The sequence below is a fragment of the Actinomadura bangladeshensis genome, assembly GCF_004348335.1.
GTDB lineage: Bacteria > Actinomycetota > Actinomycetes > Streptosporangiales > Streptosporangiaceae > Spirillospora > Spirillospora bangladeshensis.
Genome location: NZ_SMJW01000367.1, coordinates 1 through 5,915, shown reverse-complemented (window position 1 = coordinate 5,915; position 5,915 = coordinate 1). Strand labels below are relative to the sequence as shown.

At 69.8% G+C, this 5,915-nt stretch carries 5 protein-coding genes and 1 pseudogene; 1 reads left to right on the top strand and 5 read right to left on the bottom strand.

Going from position 1 to position 5,915, the window contains the following annotated elements:
* Positions 1-31: 31 nt before the first annotated feature.
* Positions 32-472 carry an ATP-binding protein gene (locus E1284_RS37670; protein WP_131944927.1) on the bottom strand — a complete coding sequence of 147 codons (441 nt, stop codon included), beginning with the start codon at positions 470-472 and terminating at the stop codon, positions 32-34.
* 16 nt (positions 473-488) lie between these two features.
* Positions 489-842 carry an STAS domain-containing protein gene (locus tag E1284_RS37665; RefSeq protein ID WP_067628471.1) on the bottom strand — a complete coding sequence of 118 codons (354 nt, stop codon included), beginning with the start codon at positions 840-842 and terminating at the stop codon, positions 489-491.
* A 248-nt stretch (positions 843-1,090) separates the two neighbouring features.
* Here E1284_RS37665 and E1284_RS37660 point away from each other — a divergent pair, with 248 nt between their 5' ends.
* Positions 1,091-3,421: a DEAD/DEAH box helicase gene (locus E1284_RS37660; protein WP_131944926.1), complete on the top strand. Its 2,331-nt coding sequence runs from the start codon at positions 1,091-1,093 to the stop codon at positions 3,419-3,421.
* Positions 3,422-3,476: 55 nt separating this feature from the next.
* Here the strand turns inward: E1284_RS37660 and E1284_RS37655 are convergent, their stop codons facing one another.
* From E1284_RS37655 to E1284_RS44205, 3 genes and pseudogenes are all read right to left on the bottom strand, one after another.
* On the bottom strand, positions 3,477-3,845 hold the full coding sequence (locus tag E1284_RS37655) for a hypothetical protein (protein ID WP_131944925.1): 369 nt from the start codon (positions 3,843-3,845) through the stop codon (positions 3,477-3,479).
* Positions 3,846-4,188: 343 nt separating this feature from the next.
* Complete coding sequence (locus E1284_RS37650; protein WP_131944924.1) at positions 4,189-5,430, bottom strand: hypothetical protein; 1,242 nt, start codon at positions 5,428-5,430, stop codon at positions 4,189-4,191.
* Positions 5,431-5,638: 208 nt separating this feature from the next.
* A pseudogene (locus E1284_RS44205) lies at positions 5,639-5,881 on the bottom strand (Rv3654c family TadE-like protein); the annotation flags it as partial.
* Positions 5,882-5,915: the final 34 nt, after the last annotated feature.

The following is a 5,915-nucleotide window of genomic DNA, read 5'->3' as shown; positions in this document are numbered from 1 at the left end:
GCCTTTGGTCGTGGTGGGGGCGGGCGCGCGTCTAGATGGTCGCCTCGGCCTCGGCCGGCCAGCTCATCCTTATCTGGACCCCCTTCGGCGTGGCGGCGATGTCCACGTCGTCGGCGAGCCCGGCGATGACGGCCAGTCCCAGCTCGGAGGTGCCCTCGCCCCAGCCGTACTCGAACTCGTCCGCGTCCACGGCCGCCCGGAGGTCGCCCGGCGTGTCGTCGCCGGGGACGGTGTCGCTGACGGTGACCTCGAAGCGGCGGTCGGCGCCGCTCAGCTCGAGGCGGACGGGCTCGTCCGGGCAGTGCCGGCGATGTGCCTCCACGGCGCGCGAGCACGCCTCGCCGACCGCGAGCCTGACCTCGTCCAGCAAAGGCTCGGCAACGCCACTGCGGCGGGCCACGGCGGTCACGATCAGGCGGGCGGTCCGCACGTGGACGGGCAGCGCGCTGAAGGACAGTTCAACGGTCGACATCTCAGCTGCGGGCCGCCTACTTCGCGTCCTTGCGCTTCGCCTCGGCATCGGCGATCGAGTCGTGGATGCCGAAGACCTTGGTCAGCCCCGTGATCCGGAAGATCTTGAGGATGCGCTCCTGGGTGCACACCAGTTCCAGGGAGCCGTCGTGGGCGCGCACCCGCTTGAGCCCGCCGACGAGGACGCCGAGGCCGGTGGAGTCGAGGAACTCCACCTTCTCCATGTCCACGAGCAGGTGGAACTTGCCCTTGTTGACCAGGTCGATGAGCTTCTCGCGAAGCTTCGGCGCCGTGTAGACGTCGATCTCGCCCTCCACGTTGATGACGGTGAGGCCATCGTCGGTGGTGTAGTCGTTCACCTTCAGGTCCACAGATCCTCCACGCGCCGTGCAGCACTATTCGATCCCGATGCCCGGGCCGCCGGACGGTGGCCGGCCATCGAGACTTCGCCGTGATTCAACCACGCTCCGGCGTCGTACACGCACGTAATCGCCCACTCGGGCGAAAGTTCGCGCCGTCCCGTCTGACCTGCTGATCTACCGGCCAGGGCAGGGGAGGACGGGCCACCGGCGCCGGGGCGTTCCCGTAGTTTTGCCCAGGCTGGCAAACTGAAAACCTGATGGGCGTCCAAAGATCTTCAACTCCCCTCGACCGGCTCCTCGCCGACCCGTCGCGGCGCGACCGCATCACCCATGTGGAGAGCGTTCCCGCACGTCAGGGCCGCCGAGCCGGGTGGCCGGCGTGGGCACCCCCGCTCCTCATCGAGCGTCTCGCGGCGGCCGGCATCGAGGCGCCCTGGGAGCACCAGGCCACCGCCGCCGAACACGCCCGCGCGGGACGCTCTGTGATCATCGCCACAGGGACCGCGTCCGGCAAATCCCTCGCCTACCTGCTGCCCTGCATCGAGGCGATCTATGCCGGCGAGGAGAACCCTCGTCAGGAAGGGACGATCCTCTATCTGTCGCCGACCAAGGCGCTGGCCGCCGACCAGCTCCGGGCGCTCCGCTCCCTGCACCTCACGCGGGTGCGGGCGGCGACCTACGACGGCGACACGCCGCACGACGAGCGGACGTGGGTCCGGCAGCACGCGAACTATGTGCTGACGAATCCCGACATGCTGCACCGGTCGATCCTGCCCGGGCATGCCCGATGGTCCTCTTTCCTGCGCCGCCTCCGCTACGTCGTCATCGACGAAGCCCATGGATACCGGGGCGTGTTCGGCTCCCACGTCGCGCAGGTGCTGCGGCGGTTGCGCCGGGTGTGCAAGCGGTATCACGCGTCCCCGACGTTCATTCTTGCGTCGGCGACGACGTCGTCGCCCGCGTCCGCCGCCTCCAGCCTCACCGGGTTGGACGTCGTCGCGGTGGACGACGACGCATCGCCGCGTGGCCCCGCAACGTTCGCCCTATGGGAGCCGCCGTTGACGGAGCTGCGCGGTGAGCGCGGTGCACCGATTCGTCGTACCGCTACGGCGGAGGCAGGCGACCTCCTGGCGGACCTCGTTGTGGAGGGCGTCCAGACGCTCGCGTTCGTCCGGTCTAGGCGCGGGGCAGAGTCGGTTGCACTGAGCGCCAAGCGCGCGCTGCACGAGGTCACCCCGGCCCTGGCCGACCAGGTCGCCGCCTACCGCGCGGGCTACCTGCCCGAGGAACGGCGTGCACTCGAAGCAGCCCTTCGCTCCCGCTCCATCGTCGGCTTGGCGAGCACGAACGCCCTTGAACTGGGGGTGGACGTCTCCGGGCTGGACGCCGTCCTCGTCTGCGGCTGGCCCGGTACCCGCGCGTCCCTCTGGCAGCAGGCCGGACGTGCCGGACGTTCCGGGCAACCCGCCCTCGCCATCCTGGTGGCGCGGGACGATCCGCTCGACACGTTCCTCGTCCACCACCCCGAGGCGATCTTCGGGACGCCGGTCGAGGCGACCGTCCTCGACCCGGACAACCCTTACGTCCTGGAACCGCACCTCTGCTCTGCCGCGTCCGAGATCCCGCTCACCGAGGACGACCTCCCGCTGTTCGGCCCGGCGACCGAGAACCTGCTGCCCGACCTCGTCCGCCGCGGCCTCCTCCGCCGACGCCCGGCCGGCTGGTACTGGACGCGCCGCGACAAGGCCGCCGACCTGGCCGACATCCGCGGAGCGGGCGGCGCCCCCATCCAGGTGGTCGAGACGTCGACGGGACGCCTCCTCGGCACCGTGGACGAGGCATCGGCGCACACGACCGTCCACGACGGCGCCGTCTACATCCACCAGGGCGAGTCCTACATCGTCCAGACACTCGACCTGGACGATTCCGTCGCGCTCGTAGAAGCGGCCGACCCCGACTACTCGACGACCGCCCGCGATGTGACCGACATCAGCATCGTCGAACGGCTCCGCTCGATCTCCTGGGGCGAGGCCACACTGTGCTTCGGCACGGTCGAAGTCACCCGGCAGGTGGTCGCCTACCAGATGCGCCGCCTGCAAACAGGCGAGATGCTCGGCGAGAAGCCCCTCGACCTACCGCCCCGCACCCTGCGCACCCGTGCCGTGTGGTGGACGCTCTCCGAATCGCAGATCTCGTCCCTGGACGACGATCTCGACCTGGCGGGCGCCGCCCACGCCGCCGAACACGCCTCGATCGGTCTGCTGCCCCTATTCGCCACGTGCGACCGCTGGGACATCGGCGGCGTGTCCACCGCCGTCCACCCCGACACGGGCCTCCTCACCGTCTTCGTGTACGACGGCCATGAGGGCGGCGCCGGATTCGCCGAACGGGGTTACGCGGGCGCCTCGTCCTGGCTCCACGCGACCCGAGACGCCATCGAGTCCTGCGAGTGCGACACGGGCTGCCCGTCCTGCATCCAGTCACCGAAGTGCGGCAACGGCAACGACCCCTTGGACAAGCAAGGCGCCCTCTCCCTCCTCGCCGTCCTCCTGTCCCAGGCCCCTCCGAACAGCACTGAAACCGCCTGACACCGCTGAGTCCGCCGGCGGGCAGGGCTATGACAGCGGGGCTCCCGGGCCACCGTCAGTTCGGCGCGACGCGCTGGGCCGGCACCGAGGGCGCGTCCATCCCGCGGCGTGCCTGGGCGAGCGCCTGCTGCAACTTCCGCCGCTCCATCTCCAGCGTCTGCAGGGACTCCTCATGTTCTTCCCGCAGGTCCCGCAACTCACGGCGCATGTTGACCGCCCGTCTGAACCCCAGCGCCGCCACCATCACACCGGCCATGAACACGATCGCCACCACGGCACCGGCCATGAAGAGGTGCCACTCTTGCGTGACCCCCGGAATCGCGTCGCCGAACACGGACATCTGCGCGCCGCCCGTGTTGTCCAGCACCACAGCGACGCCCACCGCGCCGGCGGCGAGCGCGACGATCAGCCCCAGGAAGATCATGCGGAGGTCTCCTCTCCATCCGGCCCGAACGAACAGGGCCGAGGTCTCGGACGACAGGACGCATTGCCGGACGAACCGGGTGATCCAACTGGCAAGGCAGCCTAGACCCTGCCCAAACCCCCCGCCAGCCCCGCCCAGACGTCGAGCGAGGTGGGTCTTGTACCGGGAGTGTCTTACCGACGGCGGATCCGATGATCGAGGAGACGCCAGGTGACCGACGGCCGCGTCGAGGCCGAGTCCGCTGAGCAACCGGTCCAGGCGCCGCAGGGTGCGGCGTCGCAGAGTTGCGCGGCGGTCCTGTGGCGCGAGCCGGGACGAGTCGTCGGTGATATCGCGGGTGCGGTCACTTGCGGCGGTGGCCGCGCTTGGGCTTGTTCTCGGGGGTGGGCTTGGCGAGGCGGACGTTCACGCCGCCGGAGGCCTTGCCGAGAGTTGCGGGACGGCGTGCGGGCTTGGTCTTCGATGCCGGCTTGCCGGCGGACTTCGCCTGCTTGGTACCGGACAGGAACGGGCCCGTCTTGGCAACGGCCTCGGCTCGGGCGATCTGCTCCTGAGCCTTTTTGACCCGCTTGCGGCCGGTGCCGCTCCGCGCGATCCGGGCCGCCATGCCGTTGCTGCTGGTGCCCGCCTGGGCGACGCGCAGACGCCGCGTCCAGGTCCCGAGGTGGGCGGCGACGATCAGCAGGATCAGCGCGATGCCGACGCTCTTGCCCCACTGGAGCCGGTCGGTGGCCGCAACGTTCTGGGCCTTCGGCGAGTCGGTGGCGATCTGGGGCGCGGGATAGGTGAAGCCGGGCGTCGCGCCGTCCGGCTGGACGGACGGGAGCGTGACCGGCGACTCGTTGTTGAACGGCGTCAGCGGCGTGTTGGCGCTGGGGATGCTGGAGTTGGACGGCAGGGACGGGGCGCTGCCTCCACCGGGAAGCGTCCCGGATACGCCGCCCACGTTGGCGGTGGCCGAAGAGGTGCCCGAGTACAGCGACCCGCCCGTCCCGGTGGAGCGACTCGCGCGGACGCCCACGGAGACGGCACCGCTGGACCGCGTCAGCGACAGGGTGGCCGAGCAACTGGTTCCCCGGCAGAGGGAGCCGACCGAGCCCGACCTGGACTTCACACCGGAGCCGGAGAGCGCGTAACCGATGAGGTCGTCCTCAAGGCCGCGGTTCCACTTCACGACGAGCTTTCCGCCGGACACCTTCGCGGAAACTCCAGTGGGAGCAGCCGGAGCGATCCGCACCGTGAAGGTGTTGGAGTCGTAGATGCTCCCGGTCTGCTTCCCCTTGAGATAGACCTTGTAGGAGCCGTTCCGGGTGATCGGGAACGTGCCGGCCATGTCCCCGGAGAAGCCCTTCTCAGCGAGGAACATGTCGCCGATTCCGGGGCCGTCCACCCGCAGTTGCATGGTGATCGCGAAGTCGAAGTGCGCCTTGGCCGTCAACTGGGACCCGCTGGTGATGACCGCCCCGTCCGCCGGGGTGATCACACTCGTCGAGGCCGCCTGCGCGGGCAGGGCGGCGAGCACGGGAAAGCTCATCGCAAGGGGCGCCGCGAGCGCGACCGCACCGATCCTGCGAATGATGGTCACGCCTCAATCCCTTCGACAGCGTCCTGCTCGTCTTCATCCCGCCGAGGGCCTGCGGGGGCATACGCGTCCGGTGGTAATTATGGGCTTACAGCAGCGTAACGTACCACCGGGTAGCAGAAGTCACAGGACGATGACAAAGAGAAACGGGTTGGCATCCTCCGCGACTCCTCCCACCCTATTGACATCCAGTGCAACGAGCCGTGTCGCGTCAGGGTACGCCGTCTCGCCCCACAGGGCCAGCCCTGGCCCGGGAAACGACTCGCAGGTTCCCGATGCCCATCGGCACCTTCAGTGGGACGGTCACCGAGACCGCGGCGACGTCCCCGCGCACCTGGCAACCGGACAGCCGGGCGCCGGACTCGACCGCGATGTCCGCGGCCCGCCGGCACGCGCCCTCAGTTCCCTCCGCGACGTACGCGGCGGCCGCCAACGCAGCCATATCGGCCGCGGCATCCCCCCGGTGCCCTGTCTCTTATACACAACTG